Origin of the sequence: Variovorax sp. J2P1-31, from assembly GCF_030317215.1 — a bacterium.
In the GTDB taxonomy this organism is placed as follows: Bacteria; Pseudomonadota; Gammaproteobacteria; order Burkholderiales; family Burkholderiaceae_C; genus Variovorax.
Genome location: NZ_JASZYA010000005.1, coordinates 125,006 through 151,623, shown reverse-complemented (window position 1 = coordinate 151,623; position 26,618 = coordinate 125,006). Strand labels below are relative to the sequence as shown.

23 protein-coding genes are annotated in these 26,618 nt (G+C 70.2%); 9 read left to right on the top strand and 14 right to left on the bottom strand.

Translation table 11 applies throughout. The features are described from left to right. Positions 1-62: 62 nt before the first annotated feature. The 3 genes from QTI20_RS29265 to QTI20_RS29255 are packed head-to-tail and all read right to left on the bottom strand — an operon-like array spanning position 63 to position 3,491. Complete coding sequence (locus tag QTI20_RS29265; RefSeq protein ID WP_183024282.1) at positions 63-1,358, bottom strand: glutamate-5-semialdehyde dehydrogenase; 1,296 nt, start codon at positions 1,356-1,358, stop codon at positions 63-65. Beyond that, complete coding sequence (locus QTI20_RS29260) at positions 1,355-2,827, bottom strand: sensor histidine kinase (protein ID WP_286555736.1); 1,473 nt, start codon at positions 2,825-2,827, stop codon at positions 1,355-1,357. Before QTI20_RS29260 ends, QTI20_RS29265 begins: the two co-directional genes overlap by 4 nt. Further along, positions 2,820-3,491: a response regulator gene (locus QTI20_RS29255; protein WP_183024280.1), complete on the bottom strand. Its 672-nt coding sequence runs from the start codon at positions 3,489-3,491 to the stop codon at positions 2,820-2,822. The genes QTI20_RS29260 and QTI20_RS29255 overlap by 8 nt, the downstream gene beginning before the upstream one ends. A gap of 222 nt (positions 3,492-3,713) precedes the next feature. Here QTI20_RS29255 and phnD point away from each other — a divergent pair, with 222 nt between their 5' ends. The 4 genes from phnD to phnE (QTI20_RS29235) are packed head-to-tail and all read left to right on the top strand — an operon-like array spanning position 3,714 to position 7,101. After that, positions 3,714-4,703, top strand: a complete 990-nt coding sequence (phnD, locus tag QTI20_RS29250; protein WP_286555738.1) for a phosphate/phosphite/phosphonate ABC transporter substrate-binding protein — start codon at positions 3,714-3,716, stop codon at positions 4,701-4,703. Between the two features lie 10 nt (positions 4,704-4,713). Continuing rightward, positions 4,714-5,499, top strand: coding sequence for a phosphonate ABC transporter ATP-binding protein (gene phnC / locus QTI20_RS29245; RefSeq protein ID WP_286555740.1), 786 nt, complete (start codon positions 4,714-4,716; stop codon positions 5,497-5,499). Beyond that, positions 5,487-6,287, top strand: coding sequence for a phosphonate ABC transporter, permease protein PhnE (gene phnE, locus QTI20_RS29240; RefSeq protein WP_286555743.1), 801 nt, complete (start codon positions 5,487-5,489; stop codon positions 6,285-6,287). Before phnC ends, phnE (QTI20_RS29240) begins: the two co-directional genes overlap by 13 nt. After that, positions 6,280-7,101: a phosphonate ABC transporter, permease protein PhnE gene (gene phnE / locus QTI20_RS29235; protein ID WP_286555744.1), complete on the top strand. Its 822-nt coding sequence runs from the start codon at positions 6,280-6,282 to the stop codon at positions 7,099-7,101. The genes phnE (QTI20_RS29240) and phnE (QTI20_RS29235) overlap by 8 nt, the downstream gene beginning before the upstream one ends. A 25-nt stretch (positions 7,102-7,126) precedes the next feature. On the opposite strand, the gene holA is transcribed toward phnE (QTI20_RS29235), so the two are convergent. Genes holA through leuS form a run of 3 tightly spaced genes read right to left on the bottom strand, consistent with a single transcriptional unit; the run spans position 7,127 to position 11,365 of the window. Beyond that, a complete protein-coding gene (gene holA, locus QTI20_RS29230) occupies positions 7,127-8,197 on the bottom strand; it encodes a DNA polymerase III subunit delta (RefSeq protein ID WP_183024275.1) in 1,071 nt (356 codons plus the stop codon). A 5-nt stretch (positions 8,198-8,202) separates the two neighbouring features. Then, the gene (locus tag QTI20_RS29225) at positions 8,203-8,703 is read right to left on the bottom strand and encodes an LPS-assembly lipoprotein LptE (RefSeq protein ID WP_286555745.1); all 501 of its coding nucleotides are present in this window, start codon (positions 8,701-8,703) and stop codon (positions 8,203-8,205) included. 4 nt (positions 8,704-8,707) lie between these two features. Then, positions 8,708-11,365 (bottom strand): leucine--tRNA ligase, encoded by a 2,658-nt coding sequence (gene leuS, locus QTI20_RS29220; protein ID WP_286555746.1) that lies wholly within the window; start codon positions 11,363-11,365, stop codon positions 8,708-8,710. A 141-nt stretch (positions 11,366-11,506) separates the two neighbouring features. Between leuS and glgX the strand changes: the two genes are divergently transcribed. The 4 genes from glgX to QTI20_RS29200 are packed head-to-tail and all read left to right on the top strand — an operon-like array spanning position 11,507 to position 18,850. Then, complete coding sequence (gene glgX, locus QTI20_RS29215; protein WP_286555747.1) at positions 11,507-13,570, top strand: glycogen debranching protein GlgX; 2,064 nt, start codon at positions 11,507-11,509, stop codon at positions 13,568-13,570. Between the two features lie 25 nt (positions 13,571-13,595). Continuing rightward, positions 13,596-14,903: a glucose-1-phosphate adenylyltransferase gene (glgC, locus tag QTI20_RS29210; RefSeq protein ID WP_286555749.1), complete on the top strand. Its 1,308-nt coding sequence runs from the start codon at positions 13,596-13,598 to the stop codon at positions 14,901-14,903. Then, a complete protein-coding gene (glgA, locus tag QTI20_RS29205; protein ID WP_286555750.1) occupies positions 14,903-16,345 on the top strand; it encodes a glycogen synthase GlgA in 1,443 nt (480 codons plus the stop codon). The genes glgC and glgA overlap by 1 nt, the downstream gene beginning before the upstream one ends. A 33-nt stretch (positions 16,346-16,378) precedes the next feature. Beyond that, positions 16,379-18,850, top strand: a complete 2,472-nt coding sequence (locus tag QTI20_RS29200; RefSeq protein WP_286555751.1) for a glycogen/starch/alpha-glucan phosphorylase — start codon at positions 16,379-16,381, stop codon at positions 18,848-18,850. A gap of 93 nt (positions 18,851-18,943) precedes the next feature. Here the strand turns inward: QTI20_RS29200 and QTI20_RS29195 are convergent, their stop codons facing one another. From QTI20_RS29195 to QTI20_RS29180, 4 genes are all read right to left on the bottom strand, one after another. Continuing rightward, a complete protein-coding gene (locus tag QTI20_RS29195) occupies positions 18,944-19,414 on the bottom strand; it encodes an ExbD/TolR family protein (RefSeq protein ID WP_286555753.1) in 471 nt (156 codons plus the stop codon). 11 nt (positions 19,415-19,425) lie between these two features. Beyond that, the gene (locus QTI20_RS29190) at positions 19,426-20,121 is read right to left on the bottom strand and encodes a MotA/TolQ/ExbB proton channel family protein (RefSeq protein WP_286555755.1); all 696 of its coding nucleotides are present in this window, start codon (positions 20,119-20,121) and stop codon (positions 19,426-19,428) included. Positions 20,122-20,132: 11 nt separating this feature from the next. Then, complete coding sequence (gene dapB / locus QTI20_RS29185) at positions 20,133-20,963, bottom strand: 4-hydroxy-tetrahydrodipicolinate reductase (protein ID WP_286555757.1); 831 nt, start codon at positions 20,961-20,963, stop codon at positions 20,133-20,135. Between the two features lie 108 nt (positions 20,964-21,071). Continuing rightward, positions 21,072-21,623, bottom strand: a complete 552-nt coding sequence (locus tag QTI20_RS29180) for an outer membrane protein assembly factor BamE (protein WP_286555759.1) — start codon at positions 21,621-21,623, stop codon at positions 21,072-21,074. Between the two features lie 88 nt (positions 21,624-21,711). Here QTI20_RS29180 and fur point away from each other — a divergent pair, with 88 nt between their 5' ends. Next, on the top strand, positions 21,712-22,131 hold the full coding sequence (fur, locus tag QTI20_RS29175; protein WP_183024265.1) for a ferric iron uptake transcriptional regulator: 420 nt from the start codon (positions 21,712-21,714) through the stop codon (positions 22,129-22,131). A 51-nt stretch (positions 22,132-22,182) separates the two neighbouring features. On the opposite strand, the gene hprK is transcribed toward fur, so the two are convergent. The 4 genes from hprK to QTI20_RS29155 all read right to left on the bottom strand — a co-directional run bounded on the left by hprK (position 22,183) and on the right by QTI20_RS29155 (position 26,544). Further along, positions 22,183-23,136: an HPr(Ser) kinase/phosphatase gene (gene hprK / locus QTI20_RS29170; RefSeq protein WP_183024264.1), complete on the bottom strand. Its 954-nt coding sequence runs from the start codon at positions 23,134-23,136 to the stop codon at positions 22,183-22,185. A gap of 82 nt (positions 23,137-23,218) precedes the next feature. Next, positions 23,219-23,686 (bottom strand): PTS sugar transporter subunit IIA, encoded by a 468-nt coding sequence (locus tag QTI20_RS29165; protein ID WP_183024263.1) that lies wholly within the window; start codon positions 23,684-23,686, stop codon positions 23,219-23,221. A gap of 106 nt (positions 23,687-23,792) precedes the next feature. Beyond that, entirely contained in the window at positions 23,793-24,122 is a 330-nt protein-coding gene (gene hpf / locus QTI20_RS29160) for a ribosome hibernation-promoting factor, HPF/YfiA family (protein ID WP_183024262.1), read from the bottom strand. Between the two features lie 313 nt (positions 24,123-24,435). Next, the gene (locus QTI20_RS29155; protein ID WP_286555915.1) at positions 24,436-26,544 is read right to left on the bottom strand and encodes an ATP-dependent helicase; all 2,109 of its coding nucleotides are present in this window, start codon (positions 26,542-26,544) and stop codon (positions 24,436-24,438) included. Positions 26,545-26,618 lie beyond the last annotated feature (74 nt).

Genomic DNA, 26,618 nt, shown 5'->3' with positions numbered 1-26,618 from the left:
GCCAGAAACGAAAAGCCCCCTGGGCAAGGGGGCGATGCGATGCGGCCAACCGAGCGTGCGGCTCAGCTCCTGACTTCGCCCTGACCCAGCACCACGTATTTCAGCGAGGTGAGCCCTTCGATGCCCACGGGGCCGCGCGCATGGAACTTGTCGGTGCTGATGCCGATTTCGGCGCCCAGCCCGAACTCGAAGCCGTCGGCGAAGCGGGTGCTCGCATTCACCATCACACTGGCCGAATCGACCTCGCGCAGGAAACGCTGGGCGTTGATGTGGTCGCGCGTGAGGATCGCGTCGGTGTGGTGGCTCGAGTAGCGGTTGATGTGGGCGATGGCCTCGTCCACGCCCTCGACCACCTTGATGCTGATCACGGCCGCGAGGTACTCCTCCGACCAGTCGGACTCGACCGCGTCGACGATGGTCGCGTGCCCGCCGTGCAGCGCGTCGTCGGCCCGCAGGATGCGCGCCGCCACCGGGTCGCAGCGCATCTCCACGCCCTTGGCCGCGAACACCGCGCCGATCTCGGGCAGGAACACGTCGGCCACCGAGGCGGCCACCAGCAGGCCCTCGGCCGCATTGCAGGGGCTGTATTTCTGGGTCTTGGCGTTGTCCACCACCTTGACCGCCATGTCGAGCGAGGCGCTGTCGTCGACGTACACATGGCAGTTGCCGTCGAGGTGCTTGATGACCGGCACCTTGGCGTCGCGGCTGATGCGCTCGATCAGGCCCTTGCCGCCGCGCGGGATGATCACGTCGACGAACTCGGGCATGGCGATCAGCTGGCCCACGGCCTCGCGGTCGGTGGTCTGCACCAGCTGCACCGCCTCGACCGGCAGGCCGGCCTCGGCCAGCGCGGCCGACACCAGCGCCGCCAGCGCCTTGTTCGACTCGATGGCTTCCGAGCCGCCGCGCAGGATGGCCGCGTTGCCGCTCTTGATCGCCAGGCTCGCGGCCTCGATGGTCACGTTGGGCCGGCTCTCGTAGATCATGCCGAAGACGCCGATCGGCACCCGCATCTGGCCCACGCGGATGCCGCTGGGCTGCTGCTTCATGCCGATGATCTCGCCGATCACGTCGGGCATGGCCGCCAGCTGCTCGCAGCCCAGGGCCACGGTCTCGATCACCTTGGGCGTGAGCTTGAGCCGGTCGACCATCGGGGCCGACAGGCCGGCCGCGGTGGCCCGCTCGACATCGCGGGCATTGGCCGGCGCGAGGTCTTCGGCGCCTTCGCGCAGCAGGCGGGCCAGCGCCTTGAGGGCCTTGTTCTTGACCGCCGCATCGGCGCGCGCCATCAGCGCGGAGGCGGTTTTGGCTTGCAGGCCCAGGGCCTGCATGTGTTCTCTGACGTTGAACGCGTTCATCGGGGCATTTTCTCATGCCCCACCCGGCCGGGCAGCCGAAGGGTTGCCTGCAGGCCGCCGGCGCCCTCGGGGCCGGTCGGCCCGTTGACCAGCGTGAGCGTGGCGCCCAGCGTGCGCGCCAGGTCCAGGCAGATGGCCAGCCCCAGCCCCGCGCCGCGCGAGGAGCGGTCGGTCACGAAGGGCGTGAAGACCTGTTCGCGCATCGCGTCGGACAGGCCCGGGCCCGAATCCCAGACCGTCAGCGCCACGCCGTCGGTGCCGTCCTCGGGCACGATGCGGATGCCCAGCGCGCCGCCTTCGGGCGTGAACTCGATCGCATTCTTCAGCAGGTTGCCCAGGATCTCGCGCACCATCCAGCGGTAGCCGCTCAGCTCACAGGCCGCGCCGTCGAGCTGGAAGGCGTGGTGGCGCTGCGCGAGCAGCGGCGACAGCTCGACCGCCACGTCCTCGGCCAGCGCGCGCAGATCGAAGCGCTCGGCCGGCTCCTGCGCCGCGGCCTGCTGCGCGCGCGCCGAGGACAGCAGCTGCTCGACCAGCCGGTTGGCGCGCCGCGTGGTGGCCGCGATGCTGGCCAGCGCCTCCTCGGGCGGCAGGTCGCCGCGCAGGCCCGCATCGGCCTGCAGCTGCAGCACGGTGAGCGGCGTGCGCAGCTGGTGCGAGGCATCGGCCACGAAGCGCCGCTGCTGCTCCTGCGCCGCCGCCAGCCGCGACAGCAGGCCGTTGAAGCCCGCCACCACCGGCTGCAGCTCCTGCGGCGGATGCTCGATCGCGACCGGCGTGAGGTCGCGCGCGGGCCGCAGGTCGAGCTGCCGCGCCAGCGCGCGCGCCGGCTTGAGCGCGAGGGTGGCCACGGCCCATATCAGCAGCAGCAGGATCGCCAGCAGCGCGCCCTGGCGCAGCAGCGTGCCGCGCAGGATCTGGGCCGCGAGCCGCGTGCGGTAGGCGGAGGATTCGCCCACCTGCACCACCACCAGCCGCATGCCCTCGAAGGACTCGACCGGCTGCAGCAGGGCCGCCATGCGCATCGGCCCGACGTCGCGCGCCGTGGTGTCGTAGAGCGCGATCATCGACTGGTAGAGCGGGTGCTGCGGCGGCCGCTCGCGGTAGGGCGCGAGTTCCTCGTCGCCCGCCAGGTACTCGCCGTCGAGGAAGCTCACGCGGTAGACCATGCGGCTGCGTCCCGGGCCGTCGTCGCCCGCGCCGGTGCCGGTCCCGTCGTAGATCTCGAGCGCCGCATGGGGCAGCGTGATCTGCAGCTCGCCGCGCTCCAGCCGGATCAGGTCGGCCAGCGCATGGGCCGAGGTCACGAGCAGGCGGTCGAAGGCCAGCTGCGCGGTCTGCAGCGCCGAGGTGTAGGTGAAGTAGGCGTTGACCGCCAGGAAGGCCACCAGCGGGCCGATCAGCCAGAGCAGCAGGCGCGAGCGCAGCGAGCGGGTGCGCGACGCCGCCGGCGCCGCCGCCTCAGGCATGGCCGCGCGCCTCCTGCACCAGGTAGCCGACGCCGCGCAGGGTGGTGATCTGCACGCCGGTGGCCGCCAGCTTCTTGCGCAGCCGGTGCACCACCACCTCGATCGCATCGGGCTGCGTGGGCAGCGCCTGGCCGAAGGCCAGCACGGTCAGCCGTTCCTTGGTCATGGCCTGGCCCGGCCGCTCCATCAGCGCGGCCAGCAGCGCGCTCTCGCGCGGCGTGAGTTCCAGCGGCTCCTCGCGGAAGTAGAAGGCGCCGCTGCTGCGCTCGTAGCGCAGCTCGCCGCAGCGCGGCGCCTCCATGCCGCCCGAGCGGCGCACCAGCGCGCGCAACCGCGCGTCCAGCTCGTCGAGGTCGAAGGGCTTGGCCAGGTAGTCGTCGGCGCCCGCGTTGAGGCCGGCGATGCGGTCGCCCACCGCGCCACGCGCGGTGAGGATCAGCACCGGCACGGTCGCGCCGCGGCCGCGCAGGCGCTGCAGCACCTGCAGGCCGTCGATGCCCGGGATGCCGAGGTCCAGCATCACGACGTCGAAGTGGCCGGCCTGCAGGCGCTCCAGCGCCGCGCCGCCGTCGCTGCAATGGTCGACCTCGAAGCCGCGCCGGCTCAGCACGCGCACCAGCGCGCCGCTGAGGTCGAAGTCGTCTTCCACGAGCAGCAGCTTCATCGTCGGGCGCGGAAAAGAAAGGGGGAATGGGGAGGGTTCAAGGCGCCCGAGTGTAGGTTCGCGCGCGCGAGGGCCCGCCCGCCCCCCGGGCAAGTCCCGAGGCATTCTGCAAGCCGTTTGAAAGCCGGCTGAAGGGGAAGCGAAAGGCGGCCGGCTTCTGCGCATGGCGCCTGCCTATAGTCCGCACCGATCCACCACCCCAGCACCACCCGAGGATTGGCCATGAAGAAGACCACCGCTTTCCAGATCGCCGCCGCCGCGGCCCTGCTCGCCGCCGCATGCGGCGCTTCCGCGCAGGAGGCCTGCGCCTTCCGCGGCGACCTCGACGCGGGCTACTGCGACGCCAACCGCGACCTGGTGGCCGACACCCCGACCGACCCGAAGAAGCTGCGCAACCCCGGCACGCTGGTGTTCGCCTTCACGCCGGTCGAAGACCCGGCCATCTACGAGAAGCTGTTCCGCCCCTTCATGGGCCACCTCTCGCAGTGCCTGGACAAGAAGGTCGTGTTCTTCTCGGTGCAGTCCAACGCGGCGCAGATCGAGGCCATGCGCTCGGGCCGCCTGCACATGGCGGCCTTCTCGCCCGGACCGGTGAACTTCGCGGTCAACCTGGCCGGCGCCGTGCCCTTCGCGATCCGCGGCAACAGCGAAGGCTCGGTGGGCATGAACCTCAAGATGATCGTGCGCAAGGACAGCCCGTTCCAGAAGATCGCCGACCTCAAGGGCAAGAAGATCGCCCACACCTCGCCCTCCTCCAACTCGGGCAACCTGGCGCCGCGCGCGCTGTTCCCGGCCATCGGCCTCACGCCCGACACCGACTACAAGGTCGTTTACTCGGGCAAGCACGACCAGTCCATCCTGGGCGTGAAGTCCGGCGACTACGACGCGGCCCCGGTGGCCAGCGACGTGCTGCAGCACATGACCGAGCGCGGCGTGGTCAAGGCCGACGACTTCCGGGTGCTCTACACCAGCGACAAGTTCCCGACCGACGCCTACGCCTACGCGCACAACCTCGAGCCGGCGCTGCAGGAGAAGATCAAGCAGTGCTTCTACGACTACAAGGTGCCGGCCGAGATGGCCAAGGGCCTGGGCGGCGACCGCTTCCTGCCGATCAGCTACCAGAAGGACTGGGAGCTGGTGCGCAAGGTGGCGGCCTCGGCCGGCGAGACCTTCACCCGCGACGCCTACGACAAGGCCGCGGCCAAGAAGTAAGCCCCAGCCGATGAACACCACCGCGTCCGCAGGCTCGCTGCACATCCAGGGGCTGGTCAAGGAATACCGCCCCGGCGTGCCCGTGCTGAAGTCCATCGATCTCAAGATCGACGGCACCGGTCTGACCAGCATCATCGGCCCCTCGGGCACCGGCAAGTCCACGCTGATCCGCTGCATCAACCGGCTGGTCGATCCGACCGCCGGCGCGATCTGGCTCGACGTGGGCGGCCAGCGGCTCGACATGGCCCGGTTGCAAGGCGCGGCGCTGCGCCACAGCCGGCGCCACATCGGCATGGTGTTCCAGGAATACAACCTGGTCGAGCGGCTCACGGTGATGGAGAACCTGCTGACCGGCCGGCTCGGCTACCTGTCGGCCTGGAAGGCCTGGCGAAGGAAGTTCGCGCCCGAGGACTTCGAGCGCGCCTACCAACTGCTCGACGTGGTCGGCCTAGGCAGCTTCGCCAACCAGCGCGCCGACGCGCTCAGCGGCGGCCAGCGCCAGCGGGTGGGCATCGCGCGCGCGCTGATGCAGCAGCCCGCGCTGCTGCTGGCCGACGAGCCCACCTCCTCGCTCGACCCCAAGACCTCGGTCGAGATCATCCAGCTGCTGGGCGACCAGGGGCGCGAGCGCGGCATCCCGGTGATCGTCAACATCCACGACGTCGAACTCGCGCGGCGCTATTCCGACCGCATCGTCGGCATGACCGGCGGCCATGTGGTCTACGACGGCCCGCCCGCGGGCCTGACCGACGACCACCTGCAGACCATCTACGGCGGCCAGGCATGGATGCAGTGAACGCCACCGCGCGCCCCGCGTCCACCGCCTTCGCCTGGAGCGGCAAGCAGAAGCTGGCGCTGCTCGCGCTGCTGGCCTACACGGTCTACGTGATCGCGCAGATCGACCTCTCGCCCGCGCGCCTGCTCAGCGGGCTGCACCAGGGCGCGCGCTTTCTCTCGCGCATGTTCCCGCCCGACGTGGGCAAGATGGACGTGCTGTGGGAAGGCATCCGCGAGACCCTGCAGATCGCGGTGCTGGCCACCGTGGGCGGCGTCGCGCTGAGCCTGCCGGTGGGCCTGATGGCGGCCCGCAACATGGTGCCGCACTGGCTCTGCGCGGGGGCACGCGGCCTGATCGCGGTGTGCCGCGCGGTGCATCCGGTGATCACCGCGATCATGTTCGTCAAGGCCGTGGGCTTCGGCCCGCTGGCCGGCATCCTGGCGCTCACGGTGGCCACGGTGGGCTTCGTGGGCAAGCTGTTCGCCGACGCCATCGAGGAGATCTCGCACAAGCAGATCGAGGCCGTGCGCGCCACCGGCGCCTCCTTCGGCAACGTGGTGCTGTTCGGCGTGCTGCCGCAGGTGATGAGCCGCTTCGTCGGCTTCGCCACCTACCAGCTCGACTCCAACCTGCGCAACTCCACCATGGTCGGCATCGTGGGCGCGGGCGGCATCGGCGGCGCGCTGTTCTCGGCCTTCCTGCGCTTCGAGTACAGCTTCGTCTGCACCATCCTCGCGACCGTGATCGCGATCATCGTGGTCGGCGAACTGGTGGTGAACGCCACGCGGAAGGCGCTCGATGTCTGAGTCGCTCGCGCTCGCTTCCGCCGCCGCGCCGCGCCGCTGGCAGCGCTTCACGCTCACGCAGCGGCTGCTGCGCTACGGCGTCTGGCTGCTGATCGTCTGGGCTGTGGTGCAGTCGGTGCGCACGATCGAGGTGATCCCCGAATTCCTCTACGACGCGCCCGAGCAGATGGGCGACATGCTCACGCGCATGTGGCCGGTCGACTGGTCGCACTACCCGGCGGTGGTGCACGCGGCGCTGATGGAGACGCTGCACATGGCCACGCTGGGCACGGTGCTCGCGCTGGTGCTGGCCGTGCCGCTGACGCTGCTGGTGGCCGGCAACATCACGCACAACCGCGCGCTGAACCTCGCCGCACGCGTGGTGCTGGTCGCGAGCCGCTCGGTCAACTCGCTGGTCTGGGCGCTGCTGTTCGTCGCCATCTTCGGGCCCGGCCCGCTGGCCGGCATGTTCGCGATCGCCTTCCGCTCGGTGGGCTTCGTCGGCAAGCTGCTGGGCGAGGCCATCGAGCAGACGCCGCGCGGCCCGATCGAGGCGCTGCAGGCCGCGGGCGCCTCCACCGCGGCGCAGGTCTGGTACGGCTACTGGCCGCACATCAAGCCGGCCTTCTGGTCGGTGGTGCTGCTGCGCTGGGACATCAACGTGCGCGAGTCGGGCGTGCTGGGCCTGGTGGGCGCGGGCGGCATCGGCGTGGCGCTGGACACCGCGCTCAACCTGTTCCAGTGGACGCAGGTGGCGGTGATCCTGATCGCGGTGTTCGCGATCGTGGTGCTGGCCGAAGTGGTCGTGACCCAGGTGCGCAAGCGCGTGCTGTAGCGCGCCGCGGCGCGCGCAGCAGGACCTAGCGCGCGGCCTTGGCCGGCGGCGCCATGCAGGCCCGGCACAGCATCAGCGCGAGCCGCTGCAGCGCCTGCCAGCCGCTGGCCGGCCAGTCGGGCTGGCGCAGGCCCTTGACGATGCCGTCGACCGTGTGCGCGGCCTTGAGCAGCCGCGCCAGCGCGCGGTCGTCGAGCCGCGGCAATGCGCGCTCGAACGCCTGTTCGCGCGCGCCCCAGATGCGGTTCTCGCGCAGCGCCATGGGCAGCGGTCGGCCCGCGCCCATCGCGTCCTTCACGCGCTTGAGCGCGCGGATGTCCTCGGCCAGCGTGTAGTGCACCAGCACCTCGGCCTCGCCCTCGGCGCGCAGGCCGTCGAGCATGCGCGCCACGCGCACCGGGTTGCCGGCCAGCACCGCCTCGGACAGCTTGAAGACGTCGTAGCGCGCCACGTTGTTGACCGCGCCCTCGACCTGTTCCCAGCCGAGCTCGCCGGCCGGATGCAGCAGCGCGAGCTTCTGGATTTCCTGGTGCGCGGCCAGCAGGTTGCCTTCGACGCGGTCGGCGAAGAACTGCAGCGTGCGCTGGCCCTCCTCGCCGGCTTTCACGCGCTGGCCCTGCAGCGCCAGGCGCTGCGCGATCCACTGCGGCAACGCGGCACGCTCGACCGGGTCGACCTGCAGGCTCGCGCCGTGGTTCTCCAGCGCCGAGAACCAGGCGCCGGTGCGGGTCGCGCGGTCGAGCTTGGGCAGCAGCACCAGCGTGAGCGTGCTGTCGTTGCCGGTCGCGGCCTCGGCGATCTGCTGCAGCGCCACGCTGCCGTCCTTGCCCGGCTTGCCCGAGGGGATGCGGATCTCGACGATCTGCTTGTCGGCGAACAGCGAGAGCGAACCGCCCGCGGCCAGCACCGCACTCCAGTCGAAATGCGCGCCGGCCACGGTGTACGAACTGCGCTCGGTGTAGCCCTGGGTGCGCGCCGCGGCGCGGATGGCGTCGGCCGCCTCCTGCGCGAGCAGCGGCTCGTCGCCGTGGATCGTGTAGAGCGAGCGCAGCCCCTTCGCGAGGTGCGCCTGGAGTTGGGCGGCCGCCAGCTGCATGCGGGCTAGATTTCCTTGACCGCGGCGATGCGGCGCAGCATCTGCTGCGCCACGTCGTTCTGCATGTCGCGGAACAGCAGTTCGGCCTCGGCGTCCTTGGCCAGCGCGCTGGATTCGTTGTAGGTCAGGTCGCGCTTCTGCGAGATCTCGGTCAGCAGCAGTTCCTTGCCGGCCGGCGTGCGCAGGCGGAAACGAATGGTGAGCCGCAGCTCCAGCTCGCGCACTTCGCCGGCCGAGTTGGTCGCGAGCACCACGCGGTCGCGGTTCTCGCCCAGGATGTCGAGCACCGCCTCGGCCTCGGAGGCCCGCGCCGCCGGGATCAGCTCGACCGTGCCGGCGGCCGCGAGGTTGCGGCGCAGGTAGTTCACGAAGGCCGAATTGCCTGGCACCGCGATGGTCTTGAACGCGAAGGTCGGCGCCTTGCGCAGTTCGAAGCCGCAGCCCGCGAGCAGGGCCGCGGCGGAGGACGCCAGGAAGAGACGACGCGAGGGCTGGAGTTGTTTCATGCGATCAGAGCACCACGTTGACGAGCCGGCCCGGCACCACGATCACGCGCTTGGCCGGCGCGCCCGCCGCGTGCAGCACGAAATCGTCGCTGGCCAGCGCCAGCGCCTCGATCTCGTCCTTGGAGGCGCCCGCGGGCACCACCACCTTGCCGCGCAGCTTGCCGTTGATCTGCAGCATGAGCTCGATCTCGTCCTGCACCAGCGCGGCGACATCGACCACCGGCCAGGGCGCGTCGAGCAGCTCGCCGAAGTCCCGGTCGTAGCCGAGTTGCTGCCACAGCTGGTGCGCGATGTGCGGCGTGGCCGGGTACAGCACGCGCAGCAGGATGCCGAAGCCTTCGCGCAGCGCGACGCGGTCGCCCGCATCGCCGCCGGGCTTGAAACCCTCGAGGGCGTTGAGCAGCTTCATCGCGCCCGACACCACCGTGTTGTATTGCATGCGCTGGTAGTCGTAGTCGACCTGGCGCAGCACGCTGTGGACCTCGCGGCGCAGCGCCTTGGCCTCCTTGCCGAAGTCGGCCTTGGCGCCGGGCCGGCCCGCGCCGGCATCGAAGGCATGCTGGGCGGCACCGAAGTTCCAGACCCGGCGCAGGAAGCGCGAGCTGCCCTCGACCGCCGCGTCGTTCCATTCCAGCGTGGCCTCGGGCGGCGCGGTGAACATGGTGTAGAGCCGCGCGGTGTCGGCGCCGTAGCGCTCGATCAGGTCCTGCGGGTCGACGCCGTTGCGCTCGCTCTTGCCCATCTTGCCCACGCCGCCGTACTCGACCGACGAACCGTCGGCCAGTGTGCCGCCGACGATGCGGCCCTGCGCGTCGAGCACCGGCGTGACCTCGAGCGGCGGGAAGTAGTCCTTGCCGCCCGACGGGCCGCGCCGGAAGTAGATGTGGTTGAGCACCATGCCCTGCGTGAGCAGCTTGGCGAAGGGCTCGTCGACCTTCACCAGGCCCAGGTCGCGCATGACCTTGGTCCAGAAGCGCGCGTACAGCAGGTGCAGGATCGCGTGCTCGATGCCGCCGATGTACTGGTCCATCGGCATCCAGTAGGCCGCGCCCTCGCCGACCATCGCCTGGTCGTTGGTCGGGTCGCAGTAGCGCATGAAGTACCAGGACGAATCCACGAAGGTGTCCATGGTGTCGGTCTCGCGCCGCGCGGGCTTGCCGCACACCGGGCACACCACGCCGGCGTGGAAGCCTTCGTGCTTGTGCAGCGGGTTGCCCGAGCCGTCGGGCACGCAGTCGGTCGGCAGCACCACCGGCAGGTCCTTCTCGGGGACCGGCACCGCGCCGTGTTCTTCGCAATGGATGATCGGGATCGGCGTGCCCCAGTAGCGCTGGCGGCTCACGCCCCAGTCGCGCAGGCGCCAGGTGGTCTGCAGCTCGCCCAGGCCCTTCTGGCCCAGCGCATGCGCCACCGCGGCCACGGCTTCCTTGAAGCCCATGCCACTGAAGTTGTCGGAGTTGATGGTCACGCCGCGCTGCTTGTCGCCGTACCAGTCCTGCCACTTGTGATAGTCGAAGTGCGGCTCGTCATCCACCAGCACCACCTGGATGATCTCGATGCCGTACTTGTTGGCGAAGGCGAAGTCGCGCTCGTCGTGCGCGGGCACGCCCATCACGGCGCCGTCGCCGTAGCTCATCAGCACGTAGTTGCCGACCCACACCGGCACCTGCTCCTCGGTGATCGGGTGCGTGACGGTGAGGCCCGTGGGCACGCCCTTCTTCTCCTGCGTGGCGAGCTCGGCCTCGGTGGTGCCGCCGTTCTTGCATTCCTCGATGAAGGCCGCGACCTTGGGGTCGGTCCTGGCCGCGTGCAGGGCCAGCGGATGCTCGGGCGCGACCGCGCAGAAGGTCACGCCCATGATGGTGTCGGCGCGCGTCGTGAAGACGTACATGCGGCCGTCCTGGATCGGCTTGCCGTCGGCGCCCTGGATGTCGTGCGTGAAGGCGAAGCGCACGCCTTCGCTCTTGCCGATCCAGTTCTCCTGCATCAGCTTGACGCGCTCGGGCCAGCCCGGCAGCTTGTGCTGGGTGTGCTCGAGCAGTTCGGGCGCGTAGTCGCTGATCTTCAGGTAGTAGCCGGGGATCTCGCGGCGCTCGACCGTGGCGCCGGTGCGCCAGCCCTTGCCGTCGATCACCTGCTCGTTGGCCAACACGGTCTGGTCGACCGGGTCCCAGTTCACGACCTGGGTCTTGCGGTAGGCGATGCCCTTCTCGAGCATCTTCAGGAACAGCCACTGGTTCCACTTGTAGTAGCTCGGGTCGCAGGTGGCGATCTCGCGGCTCCAGTCGATCGCCAGGCCCATGGCCTGGAGCTGGCCCTTCATGTAGGCGATGTTCTCGTAGGTCCACTTGGCCGGCGGCACGCCGTTCTTGAGCGCCGCGTTCTCGGCCGGCAGGCCGAAGGCGTCCCAGCCCATGGGCATGAGCACGTTGTAGCCCGACATGCGCAGGTAGCGCACCAGCATGTCGTTGATCGTGTAGTTGCGCACGTGCCCCATGTGCAGCTTGCCGCTGGGGTAGGGCAGCATCGAGCAGGCGTAGTACTTCTTCTTGAGTTCGCCGCGCGCATCGCGCAGGTTCTCGACGACACGGTAGGCGTCGGCCGCGGTCCAGTGGGACTGGGCAGCGGATTCGACGTCGGCGGGTTGGTAGCTGGGGTTCATGAGGCTTTGGCAACAGCCCGGCGCTCGGTCGGCCGGGGGAACGCGGATTATCGCGGCTGTCCGGCGCCGGTCCTGTAACGCGGGGCTTGTCGCGGGTCTGGCGCGCTTTTCGCATGCACAATGAAAACGACCGATCCCTCCATGCTGACCGCAGGCCTCCCCTTCCCCCTGGGTGCGACAGCCGGCCCGCAGGGCCTGAACTTCGCGCTCGCGGCGCCGCGCGCCACGCGGGTCGAGCTGTGCCTGTTCGACGCCGGCGGCCGCAGCGAGCAGCAGCGCCTGCCGCTGCCGGCCTGCACCGACGGCGTCTGGCACGGCCATTTCGCGGGCGCACAGCCCGGCCTGGTCTACGGGTACCGGGTGCACGGCCCCTGGGCGCCGCACGAAGGCCAGCGCTTCAACCCGGCCAGGCTGCTGCTCGACCCCTACACGCGCGAGATCGTCGGCCGCTACGACGGCAGCGACCTGTTCCTGGGCCATGTGCCCGGCCAGCCATCGCAGCGCGACGGCCGCGACAACGGCGCGGTCGCGCTCAAGGCCCGCGTGACGGCGGACCCCGGCCCCCTGGACGTGCCGCGCCCCCGCATTCCCGCGGCCGAGCGCGTGCTCTGCGAGTTGCATGTGCGCGGCCAGACGATGCGCCATCCGGCTGTGCCGCCCGCACTGCGCGGCAGTTACGCCGGCCTGGCCGAGCCGGCGGTGCTCGACCACCTGCAGGGCCTGGGCATCACCACGCTGAGCCTGATGCCGGTGCAGCACCGCGCCGACGAGGAGCGGCTGCTGAAGGCGGGCCTGTCGAACTACTGGGGCTACACGACCATCGGCTGGTTCGCGCCCGAGGCGCGCTACTGGAGCGGCCGGCCCGGCAGCACGCCGGCCTCGGAATTCCGCGCGCTGGCCGACGCGGTGCATGCGCGCGGCATGGAGTTGGTGATCGACGTGGTCTACAACCACAGCGCCGAGACCGACGAGCTCGGCCCCACGCTGTCGCTGCGCGGCATCGACAACGCGCTCTACTACCACCTGCGCGCCGACGACCGCGCGCTCTACGAGAACTGGACCGGCTGCGGCAACTGCCTGAACTTCGCCGAGCCGCGCGTGGTGCAGCTCGCGATGGACAGCCTGCGCCACTGGGTCACGGCGCTGGGCGTCGACGGCTTCCGCTTCGACCTGTCGCCGGTGCTGGCGCGGCGCGGCGGCGGCGACTTCGATCCGCGCGCCCCGCTGCTGGCCGCCATGGCGCAGGACCCGGTGCTGTCGCGCGCACTGCTGATCGCCGAGCCCTGGGACATCGGCCCGGGCGGCTACCGGCTGGGCCAGTTCCCGCCCGGCTGGCTCGAATGGAACGACCGTTTCCGCGACACCCAGCGCAGCTTCTGGCTGGGCCATGGCGCGGGCCCGGGCGATTTCGCCCACCGCTTCACCGCCTCCAGCGGCGAATTCCGCCATGACGGCCGCGCGCCCACGGCCAGCGTGAACTTCGTGACCGCGCACGACGGCTTCACGCTGCGCGACCTGGTGAGCTACACCGAGCGCCACAACCTGGCCAACGGCGAAGGCAACCGCGACGGCAGCGGCCACAACCTGAGCCGCAACGGCGGCATCGAGGGCGAGACCGACGACCCCGCCGTGCGGGCCGGGCGCGCGCGCCTGCAGCGCGTGCTGCTGGCCGCCTTGCTGCTGTCACAGGGCACGCCGATGCTGCTGGCGGGCGACGAGATCGGCCACACGCAGGGCGGCAACAACAACGCCTACTGCCAGGACAACGCCACGACCTGGCTGGACTGGGACCATGCCGACACGGCGTTGCAGCGCTTCGTGGCCCAGGTGCTGGCACTGCGGCGCGAGGCGGCGCCCCTGCGCCGCGCGTCCTGGTGGCCGGCGGAGCAGGCGCCCACGGGCCTGCATTGGCTCACGCCCGAGGGGCAGCCCATGGCACCGGCCGACTGGGAACGCGGCGACCGGCCCGCGCTGATGGTGCTGTTCGATGCGCCCGTGCACGAGGTGGCATGGCTCGTGCTCATCCAGGCCGGGACCGAGGCCGTCGACTTCGTGATGCCACCCGGCGCCTGGTTGCGCCGGCTGGCCAGCGAGGACGACGACCGGCCCCGCCGGCTGCTGCAGCGCGCAGAAACCTTGGCGCCCGCCACGCTCTGGCTGGCGCAAAGGGTGCGCGAAGCGGCGCCCGGTGCTACGCTGAATTGACCCACACCACCGGGAGACAAGCCGCATGACCACCGAGAACGCCAGGATCCAACCCTTGCAGGCCCATCAACTGGTACGCCGCACCATCGCCCTGGTGCTGGCCGGCGGCCGGGGCTCGCGACTCAAGCAGCTGACCGACCGGCGCGCCAAGCCGGCCGTGTACTTCGGCGGCAAGTTCCGCATCATCGACTTCGCGCTGTCGAACTGCCTGAACTCCGGCATCCGCCGGATGGCGGTGGTCACGCAGTACAAGTCGCATTCGCTGATGCGCCACCTGCAGCGCGGCTGGAGCTTCCTGCGCGCCGAGCTCAACGAGATGGTCGACGTGCTGCCGGCCCAGCAGCGCGTGGGCGACGAGCACTGGTACCGCGGCACGGCCGATGCGGTGTTCCAGAACCTCGACATCATCCAGACCCGCTCCACCCGGCACGACTACGTGGTGGTGCTGGCCGGCGACCACATCTACAAGATGGACTACTCGATCATGGTCAAGGACCATGCCGAGCGCGGCCTGGGCTGCACCGTGGGCTGCATCGAGGTGCCGCGCCACGAGGCCTCGGCCTTCGGCGTGATGGCCATCGACGCCGACCGCAACGTCACCGAGTTCCTCGAGAAGCCGGCCGACCCGCCCGCCATGCCCGGCCATCCCGACCTGGCGCTCGCGAGCATGGGCATCTACGTGTTCGATTCCGAATACCTCTACCAGCTGCTCGAGGAGGACGCGGTCAACCCCGATTCGAGCCACGACTTCGGCAAGGACATCATCCCGCGCGCCGTGGCCCAGGGCCGCGCGCTCGCGCATCCGTTCAGCCTGTCGTGCGTGACGCGCGGCGCGCGCGGGCCGCACGCGCCGGTCTACTGGCGCGACGTCGGCACGATTGATGCATTCTGGGCGGCGAACCTCGATCTGGCCTCGATCACCCCGGAGCTCGACATCTATGACACCGACTGGCCCATCTGGACCTACCAGCGGCAGCTGCCGCCGGCCAAGTTCGTGCTCGACCAGAACGGCCAGCCCGGCATCACGGTCAACACCATCGTGTCGGGCGGCTGCATCGTGTCGGGGTCGAAGGTGAGCAGCTCGGTGCTGTTCTCGGGCGTGCGCATCCACTCCTTCTGCGAGGTGCGCGAGGCCGTGCTGCTGCCCGACGTCGAGGTCGGCCGCCATGCGCGGCTGTCGAAGGTGGTGGTCGACCGCGCCTGCGTGATCCCCGAGGGCATGGTGGTGGGCGAGGACCCGGTCGCGGACGCGGCCCGTTTCGAGCGCACCGAGACCGGCGTGGTGCTGATCACGCGCGAGATGCTGCAGCGGCTGGCCGAGGCGCCGCACTGATGCGCATCCTCCAGGTCAGCGCCGAGTTCTTTCCCCTTCTCAAGACCGGCGGGCTGGCGGATGTGGCCGGCGCGCTGCCGGCGGCGCTGGCCCAGGCCGGGCAGGACGTGCGCGTGCTGCTGCCGGGCTTCCCGGCGATCCTGGCCGGCGTCGGCGACCTCGCCGAGGTCGCGGCCTTCGACGCGCCCTGGGGCGAGCGCGCGGTGCTGCGCGCCGGCCGCATCGGCACGGTCCAGGCTTATGTGGTCGATGCGCCCGCGCGCTACGACCGCCCGGGCAACCCCTACGAGGACGCATCGCGCCAGCCCTACGCCGACAACGCGCGCCGCTTCGCGCTGCTGGGCTGGGCCGCCGCCCGGCTGGCGCGCGGCCTCGATCCGGGCTGGCGACCCGAAGTGGTGCATGCGCACGACTGGCATGCGGCGCTCGCGCCCGCCTACCTGGCGTTCGACCCCACGCCTGGCCCGCGCGTGGGCAGCGTGTTCACGGTCCACAACCTGGCCTACCAGGGCCTGTTCCCGCCCTGGGAGTTCGCGGGCCTGGGCCTGCCGCCGGCGGCCTTCCACATGAACGGGCTGGAATACCACGGCCAGCTGTCCTTCATGAAGGCCGGGCTCTACTTCTCCGACCGGCTCACGACCGTCAGCCCGACGTATGCGCGCGAGATCCAGACCCCCGCCCAGGGCTGCGGCCTCGACGGCCTGCTGCGCGGGCGCAGCGGCGTGCTGAGCGGCATCCTCAACGCCGTGGACGACGCGGTCTGGAACCCGGCCCACGACGCGCTGCTGCCCACGCCCTTCGACGCGCGCCATCCGGGCGGCAAGGCGGTGTGCAAGGCCGCGCTGCAGCAGGCGCTGGGCCTGGCCATCGCGCCCGACGCGCCGCTGTTCGTGATGGTCAGCCGGCTCACCGAGCAGAAGGGCCAGCACCTGGTGCTGGGCGCGATCGACACGCTGCTGGCGCACGGCGGCCAGCTCGCGCTCCTGGGCACGGGCGAGCGCTGGCTCGAGGAAGCCTTTCGCGCGCGCGCGGCCGCCGCGCCGCAATCGGTGCATGCCACGCTGGGCTACGACGAGGGCTTCGCGCACCGGTTGTTCGGCGCCGGCGACGTGACGCTGGTGCCTTCGATGTTCGAGCCCTGTGGTCTCACGCAGATGTACGGCCTCAAGTACGGTAGTCTGCCCCTGGTGCACCGCGTGGGCGGCCTGGCCGACACGGTGGTCGACTGCACGCTCGAGAACATGGCCGACGGCAGCGCCAGCGGCTTCGTCTTCGACGGCTTCGACGCCGCCGGCTTCGACCGCGCGCTGCGCCGCGCCTTCGCGCTCTACCACCGGCCGGCCGACTGGCGCCGCGTCCGCGCCCACGCGATGCGGCAGCCCGCCGACTGGCAGACCGCCGCCGCGCACTACATCGCCGTCTGCGAGCAAGCGCTCGCCTGACCTTCCGATCCACACACACACGACGACCCACCCATGACGATCGAAGAATTTGCCTACGACCATCCCGACCGCGACGTGGCCGCCTTCAAGCGCGCCGTGGCCAACAAGCTGATCTACGCGGTCGGCAAGGACCCGGTGGCCGCCAGCCCCGACGACTGGCTCAACGCCACCGCGCTGGCGGTGCGCGACCAGCTGGTCGAGCGCTGGATGGCGACCACGCGCGCCAGCTATGCGCAGGACGTCAAGCGCGTCTACTACCTGTCGATGGAGTTCCTGATCGGGCGCACCTTCACCAACGCGCTGCTGGCGCTCGAGCTGCAGGACATCGTCAAGCAGGCGCTGGCCGACTTCGGCGTCGACATCGCGGCGCTGGCCGAGCGCGAGCCCGATGCGGCGCTGGGCAACGGCGGCCTGGGCCGGCTCGCGGCCTGTTTTCTCGATTCGATGGCCACGCTGGGCGTGCCGGGCTTCGGCTACGGCATCCGCTACGAGTACGGCATGTTCCGCCAGAAGATCGTCGACGGCCAGCAGGTCGAGACGCCCGACTACTGGCTCACCCGCGGCAACCCCTGGGAGTTCCAGCGGCCCGAGGTGACCTACCGGGTGCGCTTCGGCGGCCATGTGCAGAAGCGCGACGGCGGCAGCGCGGCCGACTGGGTCGACACCCACGACGTGCTGGCCGTGGCCTACGACACCATCATCCCGGGCTACGGCACGCAGGCCACCAACACGCTGCGGCTGTGGTCGGCGCGCGCCACCGAGGAGATCGACCTGTCGGCCTTCAACCGCGGCAACTACATGCAGGCGGTGGAGAGCAAGAACCACTCGGAGAACGTCTCGCGCGTGCTCTACCCCGACGACTCCACCGCCTCGGGCCGCGAGCTGCGGCTGCACCAGGAATACTTCTTCGTCAGCGCCAGCGTGCAGGACCTGCTGCGCCGCTACCTGCGCACCCACAAGACCTTCGACAACCTGCCCGACAAGGTCAGCATCCACCTGAACGACACCCACCCGGTGCTCGCGGTGCCCGAGCTGATGCGCCTGCTGCTCGACGAGCACGGCCTGGACTGGGACACGGCCTGGGGCCACACGCAGAAGGTGTTCAGCTACACCAACCACACGCTGATGCACGAGGCGCTCGAGACCTGGCCGGTCGAGATGATGGGCCGCATCCTGCCGCGCCACCTGCAGATCCTCTACGACCTGAACGCGCGCTTCCTGGCCACCGTGACGCAGAAGCTGGGCCACGACGTGGAGCTGCTGCGCCGTCTGTCGCTGATCGACGAGACCGGCGAGCGGCGCGTGCGCATGGCCTATGTGGCGGTGCTCGCGAGCCACTCGATCAACGGCGTGTCGGGGCTGCACTCGGAGCTCATGAAGCAGTCGATCTTCGCGGACTTCAACCGCATCTTCCCCGAGCGCTTCAACAACAAGACCAACGGCGTCACGCCACGGCGCTGGCTGGCGCAGGCCAACCCCTCGCTCGCGGCGCTGCTCGACCAGCGCATCGGCCGTGGCTGGCGGCGCGACCTGACGCAGCTCGAGGCGCTGCGCCCGATGGCGCAGCAGCCGGCCTTCGTGCGCGCCTTCCGCCACGCCAAGCGCGAGAACAAGCTGCGGCTGGCCAACTGGATCGAGCAGCACCTGGCGATCACGGTCGACACCGACGCGATGTTCGACGTGCAGGTCAAGCGCATCCACGAGTACAAGCGCCAGCTGCTCAACGTGCTGCACGTGGTCTCGCGCTACCAGCGCATCGTGGCCGCGCACGAGACCGGCCAGACCAGCGAGCTGGTGCCGCGCGTGGTGGTGTTCGCGGGCAAGGCGGCCTCGGCCTACCACGCGGCCAAGCTGGTGATCCGGCTGATCAACGACGTGGCGGCGGTGGTCAACAACGACCCGCGCGTGGGCAAGCTGCTCAAGGTGGTGTTCCTGCCCAACTACAGCGTGAGCCTGGCCGAGGTCATCATGCCGGCGGCCGATTTGTCGGAGCAGATCTCCACCGCCGGCACCGAGGCCTCGGGCACCGGCAACATGAAGTTCGCGCTCAACGGCGCGCTCACCATCGGCACCTTGGACGGCGCCAACGTCGAGATGAAGGACAACGTCGGCGACGACAACATCTTCATCTTCGGCAACACCACGCCCGAGGTGGCGGATATCCGCGCGCACGGCTACCAGCCGCGCAGCTTCTACGAAGCCAACCCCGAACTGCAGGGCGTGCTCGACGCGATCCGCGACGGCAAGTTCTCGCCCGGCGAACCCGCGCGCTACCAGGGCATCTACGACACGCTGGTGAACTGGGGCGACCAGTACCTGCTGCTGGCCGACTACGCGAGCTATGTCGAGACCCAGGCCCGCGTCGATGCGCTCTACCGCGACCCCGATGCGTGGACCCGCATGGCGATCCTCAACGTGGCGGGCATGGGCGCGTTCTCCTCGGACCGGACCATCGCGGAGTACGCGCACCAGATCTGGAAGACCAAGCCGGTGATCCTGGGTTGAGTGTTTCTCCCTCCCCCGCCGGGGAGGATGTGCGGGGCGGGCGGGCCCCCATCCCAACCTTCCCCCAAAGGGGGAAGGAGCAAGGCAAAGACCTCAGCGAGGCTTCTCGGCGGCCGGCGGCGCCTCGGTCACGAAGCCGATCCGGCTCAGACCGGCCTTGTTCGCGATGCCCATGAGCACCACCACGCGGCCGTAGGGCACGGTCTGGTCGGCGCGCAGCTGGACTTCGGTGCCGCGGTCGGCGGCGGCGGCCTGGGCCAGGCGGGTCGCGAGTTCCTCGTCGGTCACCGGCTGGTCGTTGAGGAAGGTCTGGCCCCTGGCATCGACCGACAGGCCGACGAACCTGGGCGTCTCGTTGGCGGTGCCGGCGCCGGTGCGCGGCAGGTCGAGCCGGATCGAACTGGCCATCAGCGGCGCGGTGATGATGAAGATCACCAGCAGCACCAGCATCACGTCGACCAGCGGCGTCACGTTGATGTCCGACATCGGGCGCTGCCCGCCCGCGCCCATCGCGCGCCCGCCGCCGCCGGTGGCGGAACCCAGGGAGGAGCGACCGAAGGCCATGGTGCGACGCGCTAGACCGGCATGGGCCGCGCGGGCGGCGGCGGGGCCGGCGCGACGGGCTCGCCGAACAGGCCCAGCAGGTCGTGCGCGAAGCCTTCGAGCTCGGCCTCGATGCGGCCGATCACGCGGCCGAACACGTTGTAGGCCAGCACGGCGGGGATCGCGACCGCCAGGCCGAAGGCCGTCATGATCAGCGCCTCGCCCACCGGGCCGGCCACCTTGTCGATGGTGAAGCCTCCCGTCTGCCCCGCGATGCCCGCGAGCGCGCCGTGGATGCCCCAGACCGTGCCCAGCAGCCCGACGAAGGGCGCGGTGGCGCCCACGGTGGCGAGCAGGATCTGGCCCGATTGCAGGCGGCGCAAGGCCGAGTGCAGCGCGTCGCGCAGCGCGCGCGTGAGGCGCTGGTTGCGGTCGCCGCCATGGCCCAGCGTGGCGCCTTGGGCGTTGCCGGCGAGGGATTGGAGCGCCGAGACCGCCGGCAGCACCAGCCGCGGGCCGTCGAAGCCCGCCACGCTGCGTTCGGCCTCGGCCAGGGTGGGCGACTGCCAGAAGGCCGCGATGCTGCGCAGCACCGCGCGCGTGCCGCCGCGCAGCAGCCAGGCCTTGAGCAGGATCGCGATCCAGCTGGCCACCGACATCGCCACCAGCAGCGCCGCCACCGCGCGGCTGACGCCGTCGCCCTGGGTCAGCAGCTGCAGCACGCTCATGGCGCCAGAGCCTACTTCAGGCCCAGCACGTCGAACATGTCGAACAGGCCGGCTTTCTGCGTGGCCAGGAAGCGCGCGGCGCGCAGGCTGCCCTGGGCGTAGGTGGTGCGGCTCGAGGACTTGTGCGTGATCTCGATGCGCTCGCCGGTGCCGGCGAACAGCACGGTGTGGTCGCCCACGATGTCGCCGCCGCGGATGGCCGAGAAGCCGATGGTCGAGGGGTCGCGTTCGCCGGTGATGCCTTCGCGGGCATAGACCGCGCATTCCTTGAGGTCGCGGCCCAGCGCGTCGGCGATGACCTCGCCCATCTTGAGCGCGGTGCCCGAGGGCGCATCGACCTTGTGGCGGTGGTGCGCCTCGATGATCTCGATGTCGTAGCCGGTCGACAGCGCCTTGGCCGCCAGCTCCAGCAGCTTGAAGGTCACGTTGACGCCCACGCTCATGTTGGGCGCCATCACGATGGCGATGTCCTTGGCGATCTCGGCGATCTCGGCCTTCTGGGCTTCGCTGAAGCCGGTGGTGCCGATCACGGCCTGCACGCCGAGCTCGCGGCACACGGCCAAGTGGGCCAGCGTGCCTTCGGGGCGGGTGAAGTCGATCAGCACCTGCGCGCCCTTCAGGCCGGCCCGCAGGTCGGACACGATCGGCACGCCGCTGGTGAAGCCCAGGAAGGCCGCGGCGTCGGTGCCCAGCGCTTCGCTGTCGGCACGGTCGAGCGCGCCGGCCAGGGCCAGGTCGTCGGCGTTGCGCACGGCCTCGATCAGCATGTGGCCCATGCGGCCGGAGGCGCCGGCGATCGCGATGCGGCGCGTGGAGGAGGACGGGGCGGAGAGTTCGGTCACGCGGATTCAGCCTTCAGCAGATTCGGGAGGGTTCGGGTCAAACGCAGCGGTGCGTTCCCGGGGCGCTGGCCAGCGCACGGCCGGCACCCAGGCCGGCATGGCGCCTCGTCAGCGCGTGGATTCGAGCGGCGGGTAGCTCGGCGGCAGCGGCGCCAGGGGCGCGGGCGCCGCCGGCGCGGCGTCGGTCTTGGCCGGGGCGGCCCTGTTGAGCTGCTCCTCGGTCGCCTCGAGCGGCGGGATCTTGCCGCTGAACTTGCGCACGTCGAGGCCGGCCACGAATTCCTCTTCGCTGGGCATCGGGTCGCCTTGGTAGCGCTCGAGCAATTCACCCTTGAAGAACAGGGTCAAGCGGCGCTGCTGCGGCTCCACGCCCTGGCGACGGATGGTGAACACGTAGTCCCAGCGGTCCGAATGGAAGACGTCGGTGAGCAGGGAGGTGCCGAGGATCTCGCGCACCTGCTGGCGCGACATGCCGGGCTTGAGCGCCTCGACCTGTTCCTTGGACACGAAGTTGCCCTGCACCACTTCGACCTTGTAGGGCGTCACGGCGTAGAGCATGCCGCGTGTGCGGTCGGTCACGCTGCTGCAGGCGCCGAGCGACACGCTCGCCACGACGGCGGCAGCCAGTAGGCACAGGCGGCTTTGGGAATTGGCAAGCATGGGAAAAAGGGGGAGCGATATGATCGACCCATTGTAGCGGCTGGCCTTTTTGCGGATGGCCGCATGCACGGCTGGCTGAGGAACGACCATGGGCAATATCGACGAACTCAAGAACACCGGCCTCAAGGCCACGCTGCCGCGTCTGAAGATCCTCGAGATCTTCCAGACCGGTGGCCAGCGCCACATGACGGCCGAAGACGTGTTCCGCGTGCTGCTCAACGAACGCTCGGACATCGGCCTGGCCACCGTCTACCGCGTGCTCACGCAGTTCGAGCAGGCCGGCATCCTGGAGCGCAGCCACTTCGAGAGCGGCAAGGCGGTCTACGAGCTCAACGAAGGCACGCACCACGACCACCTGATCTGCACCTCCTGCGGCAAGGTCGAGGAGTTCTACGACGCCGAGATCGAGCGCCGCCAGCAGCTCATCGCCAAGGACAAGGGCTGGATCCTGCAGGACCATGCGATGTCCCTGTACGGCCTGTGCGGCGACTGCGCCAGCCGCAGGTAACAGAAGCTTCCGGTCTTTACACGCGCTTTGCGCGTGCAGAGGCCCTGCCGCTCAGTCCTGGGCCGATTCCATCGCCTTGTGGTGACGCGCCACGAAGTCGGCATAGGTGTCGATGCCCCGCAGCTGCAGGATCGAATTGCGCACCGCCGCCTCGACCAGCACCGCGATGTTGCGACCGGCCACCACCTGGATGATCACCTTGCGCACCGCGATGCCCAGCACGTCCTGGGTCAGCGGCGCCGCGGGCATGCGCTCGTAGTCGCGCTCGAAGCTGTCGCGCCGCACCAGGTGCACGATCAGCTTGAGCCGCATCTTCCGGCGCACCGCGGTCTCGCCGAAGATCGCGCGGATGTCCAGCAGGCCGATGCCGCGCACCTCCAGCAGGTTCTGCAGCAGCTCGGGGCAGCGGCCCTCGATGGTGTTCTGGTTGATGCGGAACAGGTCGACCGCGTCGTCGGCCACCAGGCCGTTGCCGCGCGAGATCAGCTCCAGGCCGAGCTCGCTCTTGCCCAGGCCCGACTCGCCCGTGATCATCACGCCCAGCCCCAGGATGTCCATGAACACGCCGTGCATCGAGGTGCGCTCGGCGAAATGCTTGGACAGGTAGGCGCGCAGCAGGTCGATCACGTAGGCCGAGCCGTCGCGCGTGGCGAACAGCGGCAACTGCGCGCGCTCGCAGATGGCCAGCAGCTCGTCGGGCGCGGCCTGGCCGTCGGCCAGCACCAGCACCGGCGGCTCCAGGGTGACGATGCGCGCGATGCGGCGCTCGCAGTCCTCGGGCGTGCCGCGGGTCAGGTAAGCGATCTCGCGCGCGCCCAGGATCTGGACCCGGTAGGGGTGGATGTAGTTGAGGTAGCCGACCAGGTCGGCCGCCGATTGCGCCCGGCTGATGACTTCCGCGTCGAACTGGCGCTCGGAGGCGCCCAGCCCGGCCAGCCACTCCCAGCGCAGCGGCCCGCGGAATTCCTCGAACATCGCGTCGGCGCTGATGACGGTGGGTTTCATGCCCTAGAGAATAAGCGCAGAAACGGGGTGTCACGCCGCGCGGCGGCAACGACCGCCGCAGGCCGGGGCTGGCGCCCCGGGGTCAGGCGACCTGCGCCGACTGCCAGCCCGCGATCAGCGCATGCAGCGCGGCCGCGTCGGTGCTGGACTTGATCTGCTCGCGCAGGCCGGCGTCGCTCAGCAGCTCGGCGATCTCGGACAGGATCTCCAGGTGCTTCTGGGTCGCAGCCTCTGGCACCAGCAGGAAGATCAGCAGCACCACAGGCTGCTCGTCGGGCGCATCGAAGCCGATGGGGTCGGCCAGCTGGAACACGGCCGCCATGGGCGATTTGAGGCCCTTGATGCGCCCGTGCGGGATGGCCACGCCGTGGCCGAGCCCGGTCGAGCCGAGCCGTTCGCGGGCGAACAGGCTGTCGGTGATCAGGGCACGCCCCAGGCCATGGAGGTTTTCGAACAGCAAGCCGGCTTCCTCGAAAGCACGTTTCTTGCTGGTGGCGTCAACGCTCACGAGGACTTGAGCGGGCGGCAGGATGGACGCTAGGCGATTCATGGGTGGGGTCGGAGCGGGGGCGATTATGCACCCCTGCCGTAAAAAGCAAAGAGCCACCCGAAGGTGGCCCGCAAGAGTATTTGCCCGAACAGGTCGAAGCCGAACCTTACATCAGACGCTTGGGTGCTGCGTGATGGTGGTCCTGGAGCTTGTCCTTGTGGCGCACGACCTGGCGGTCGAGCTTGTCGACCAGCTCGTCGACGGCGGCATAGAGATCAGCGTGGCTCGACTCCGCGAACATGTCGTTGCCCTTGACGTGGATGTTGCATTCCGCCTTCTGGCGGCTGTCCTTCTCCTTCTGCTTTTCCACCGTGAGGAGCACCTTGACATCGACCACCTGATCGAAGTGCCGGGTGATCCGGTCCAGCTTGGTGGTGACGTAGCTGCGCAGTGCAGGGGTGACGTCGAGGTGATGACCGCTGATCGTCAGATTCATGAATGACCTCCTGGAATTGACGGTTGGGAAAAATGGCCGCTGCACCGGGATTGGCGCATCGACCGGGGGGAAGGAAAACGGGGGAAGGGGAAGAGAAATGTGCAAAGAGAGGAAGGGGTCGATTCACTATGCCCAAGGCGCGAAGCGAATGCAATCCCTCGGCGGGCCGGCCCGCCGAGCGGCACCCGGGCCGCTTCCGAATTCATAGCACCGGACGCCGTGCCGGCAACGCTTGCCAGCGCGAGGAGGACCAAAGGTAACGCTGCGATGCAGGGGCTTACGACCCTTCTGCGGGCAGGGTGGGCGCGGCGCGTCAGCGCCAGCTGGCACGCATGCGCGCCAGCAGGTCGATGGTCGCGGCCGGTGGCGGCGTGTGGGGCGCGCGTGGCGGCGGAGGCGGCCAGGTGAGCTGCTCGAAACGGGCCGCATCGGCCTCGGTGACGAAGCGGCTGCGCCCGGCATAGAGATGGCGGTCGCCTCGGGCCGACTGCTGCGTCACGTAGAAGCGCTGCGGCACCAGCAGGTGCAGGTGATCCTTGGCGCGCGTCATCGCGACGTAGAGCAGGCGCCGCTCCTCCTCGAGTTCCTGCGCGCCCTGGGCCACGTCGGCCGGCAGGCAGCCGTCGACCACGTTGAGCACATGCACCGAAGTCCACTCCTGCCCCTTGGCCGAATGGATGGTCGAGAGGATCAGGTAGTCCTCGTCGAGCAGCGGCGGCCCGGGGCGGTCGCTGGTGGCCTCGGGCGGATCGAGCGTGAGCTCGGTCAGGAAGCGCTCGCGCGAGCCGTAGCCGGCCGCGAGGCGGGCCAGTTGCTCGACGTCGCCGCGGCGCAGCCCGGCGTCGTCGTGCAGGCGTTCGAGGTGCGGCAGGTACCAGCGCAGCGCGAGTTCCATGTCGGCCGGCCAGGCCAGCGAGGGGGCGCGCAGCGCGGCATAGATCTCGGCGAAGCGCGCCCATTCGACCAGCGCCGATGCGGGCGGCACGAAGGCCTGCACCGCCGCCGCCGGATCGGCCGCCACGTCCATCGCGTCGAGCAGCCGCGCGGCCGTGACCGGGCCGATGCCGGGGATCAGCTGGGTGACGCGGAAGCCCGCGATCCGGCTGCGCGGGTTCTGCGCGAAACGCAGCACCGAGAGCAGGTCCTTGACGTGCGCGGCCTCGAGGAACTTGAGCCCGCCGTACTTGACGAAGGGGATGTTGCGCCGCGCCAGTTCGAGCTCGAGCGCGGCGCTGTGGTACGAGGTGCGGAACAGCACGGCCTGCGACTTGAGCGCCAGCCCGCCCTCGCGGTGCGCGAGCACGCGGTCGGCCACCCACTGGGCCTGCTGCGCCTCGTCGGGCACCAGCACCAGCTGCGGCCGTCCGGCCGAGGGCTTGTCGGTCCAGAGCGTCTTGGCGTGGCGCTCGGCGGCCGCGGCGATCACCGCGTTCGAGACGTCGAGGATGGGCTGCGTGGAGCGGTAGTTGCGCTCCAACGTGACGATGCGCGCGGCCTGCGAGAACTGGCCCGGGAAGTCGAGGATGTTGCGCACCGTGGCGCCGCGGAAGGAATAGATCGACTGCGCGTCGTCGCCCACCACCGTGACGCCGCGCCCGTCGGGCTTGAGGCCCTGCAGGATCGCGGCCTGCAGCCGGTTGGTGTCCTGGTACTCGTCGACCAGCACATGGTCGAAGCGCTCGCCGATCAGCGCCGCCAGCGCGGGCTCGGCCACCATGCCGGCCCAGTAGAGCAGCAGGTCGTCGTAGTCAAGCGCGTGCTGCTGCTGCTTGGCCTCGACATAGGCCGCGAACAGGCGCTTGAGCTCGCTCTCCCATTCGGCGCACCAGGGGAAGGCATGCGCGAGCACCTCGGCCAGCGACCCGCAGGTGTTGACGGTGCGCGAATAGATCGACAGGCAGGTGCTCTTCTGCGGAAAGCGTTTCGCGGTGGTCGAGAAGCCCAGTTCGTGGCGCACCAGGCCCATCAGATCCTCGGCGTCGCCGCGGTCGTGGATGCTGAAATTCTCGGCCAGCCCGATGTGGGTCGCGTACTCGCGCAGCAGGCGCGCGCCGATGCCGTGGAAGGTGCCGGCCCAGGGCAGCGAAGGCGCCGCATCGGAACGCAGCCCCAGCACCTGCGCCGCGACCTGGCCGGCGCGGCGCGACATCTCCTGCGCGGCCCGGCGCGAGAAGGTCAGCAGCAGGATGCGCTGCGGATCGACGCCCTGCGCCACCAGGTGCGCCACGCGGTGCGCAAGCGTGCTGGTCTTGCCCGAGCCCGCGCCGGCGATCACCAGCAGGGGCCGCGCATCGGCGAGGGCCGCGCCCACGCCGTGCTCGACCGCCGCGCGCTGCGCCTCGTTGAGCGTCGCGAGCGCGGCCGCCAGGCGCTCGGCCTGGGTGGCGGGGACGGCGGAAACAGGATGGGCGGCAGGCTGCATCGAGGCGCTACTGTACTGGATGTTCATCCAGCCATCGACTTCGGCGCCTCATGCTGCAGTGCCATAATCGCGCC

What these genes read in the sequence shown, in the direction of transcription:
- QTI20_RS29265 (WP_183024282.1), bottom strand. Translation starts at nt 1,358, where the DNA reads ATGAACGCGTTCAACGTCAGAGAACACATGCAGGCCCTGGGCCTGCAA.
- QTI20_RS29260 (WP_286555736.1), bottom strand. Translation starts at nt 2,827, where the DNA reads ATGCCTGAGGCGGCGGCGCCGGCGGCGTCGCGCACCCGCTCGCTGCGC.
- QTI20_RS29255 (WP_183024280.1), bottom strand. Translation starts at nt 3,491, where the DNA reads ATGAAGCTGCTGCTCGTGGAAGACGACTTCGACCTCAGCGGCGCGCTG.
- phnD (WP_286555738.1), top strand. Translation starts at nt 3,714, where the DNA reads ATGAAGAAGACCACCGCTTTCCAGATCGCCGCCGCCGCGGCCCTGCTC.
- phnC (WP_286555740.1), top strand. Translation starts at nt 4,714, where the DNA reads ATGAACACCACCGCGTCCGCAGGCTCGCTGCACATCCAGGGGCTGGTC.
- phnE (WP_286555743.1), top strand. Translation starts at nt 5,487, where the DNA reads ATGGATGCAGTGAACGCCACCGCGCGCCCCGCGTCCACCGCCTTCGCC.
- phnE (WP_286555744.1), top strand. Translation starts at nt 6,280, where the DNA reads ATGTCTGAGTCGCTCGCGCTCGCTTCCGCCGCCGCGCCGCGCCGCTGG.
- holA (WP_183024275.1), bottom strand. Translation starts at nt 8,197, where the DNA reads ATGCAGCTGGCGGCCGCCCAACTCCAGGCGCACCTCGCGAAGGGGCTG.
- QTI20_RS29225 (WP_286555745.1), bottom strand. Translation starts at nt 8,703, where the DNA reads ATGAAACAACTCCAGCCCTCGCGTCGTCTCTTCCTGGCGTCCTCCGCC.
- leuS (WP_286555746.1), bottom strand. Translation starts at nt 11,365, where the DNA reads ATGAACCCCAGCTACCAACCCGCCGACGTCGAATCCGCTGCCCAGTCC.
- glgX (WP_286555747.1), top strand. Translation starts at nt 11,507, where the DNA reads ATGCTGACCGCAGGCCTCCCCTTCCCCCTGGGTGCGACAGCCGGCCCG.
- glgC (WP_286555749.1), top strand. Translation starts at nt 13,596, where the DNA reads ATGACCACCGAGAACGCCAGGATCCAACCCTTGCAGGCCCATCAACTG.
- glgA (WP_286555750.1), top strand. Translation starts at nt 14,903, where the DNA reads ATGCGCATCCTCCAGGTCAGCGCCGAGTTCTTTCCCCTTCTCAAGACC.
- QTI20_RS29200 (WP_286555751.1), top strand. Translation starts at nt 16,379, where the DNA reads ATGACGATCGAAGAATTTGCCTACGACCATCCCGACCGCGACGTGGCC.
- QTI20_RS29195 (WP_286555753.1), bottom strand. Translation starts at nt 19,414, where the DNA reads ATGGCCTTCGGTCGCTCCTCCCTGGGTTCCGCCACCGGCGGCGGCGGG.
- QTI20_RS29190 (WP_286555755.1), bottom strand. Translation starts at nt 20,121, where the DNA reads ATGAGCGTGCTGCAGCTGCTGACCCAGGGCGACGGCGTCAGCCGCGCG.
- QTI20_RS29180 (WP_286555759.1), bottom strand. Translation starts at nt 21,623, where the DNA reads ATGCTTGCCAATTCCCAAAGCCGCCTGTGCCTACTGGCTGCCGCCGTC.
- fur (WP_183024265.1), top strand. Translation starts at nt 21,712, where the DNA reads ATGGGCAATATCGACGAACTCAAGAACACCGGCCTCAAGGCCACGCTG.
- hprK (WP_183024264.1), bottom strand. Translation starts at nt 23,136, where the DNA reads ATGAAACCCACCGTCATCAGCGCCGACGCGATGTTCGAGGAATTCCGC.
- QTI20_RS29165 (WP_183024263.1), bottom strand. Translation starts at nt 23,686, where the DNA reads ATGAATCGCCTAGCGTCCATCCTGCCGCCCGCTCAAGTCCTCGTGAGC.
- hpf (WP_183024262.1), bottom strand. Translation starts at nt 24,122, where the DNA reads ATGAATCTGACGATCAGCGGTCATCACCTCGACGTCACCCCTGCACTG.
- QTI20_RS29155 (WP_286555915.1), bottom strand. Translation starts at nt 26,544, where the DNA reads ATGCAGCCTGCCGCCCATCCTGTTTCCGCCGTCCCCGCCACCCAGGCC.